Below are 323 nucleotides of genomic sequence, written 5' to 3'. Positions count from 1 at the left end.
CCGACGTAGACATCACCACTGGGGGACCATTCCTCCGGTGAGTAGATTGGGCTGTATCCGTCGACGTTGGCGCCGTACTTGTCAACAAATTGGTACACACCCTTCCCCTTGCCCTTCCTCCCGTTCGCATCAACATCGACAGTCATGCCACCTCCAATTCCATAGGGCTTGTCGGTCTTGATCTTCTTGCCACCACTGCAGACGATGGCGAAGGAGGAGCCGCGGCGAGAGATGGACGGCAGGCCCTTGGCCCTCGTCGGCGCCAGCAGCGGTGAGGTGATCATGGAGGTGGCCATTACTTCACTCTTGCTCTCTGCGGTTCG

General features: G+C 58.8%; 1 protein-coding gene. It reads right to left on the bottom strand.

From position 1 onward, the window contains the following. A partial coding sequence (gene psbR, locus AB1471_RS17200; protein WP_367780956.1) for a photosystem II protein PsbR occupies positions 1-296 on the bottom strand: 296 nt, incomplete at its 3' end. Between the last annotated feature and the right edge of the window lie 27 nt (positions 297-323).

The sequence above is a fragment of the Jeotgalibacillus marinus genome (assembly GCF_040801915.1).
Lineage (GTDB): Bacteria > Bacillota > Bacilli > Bacillales > Jeotgalibacillaceae > Jeotgalibacillus > Jeotgalibacillus marinus.
This window is presented reverse-complemented; position numbering and strand designations above follow the sequence as displayed.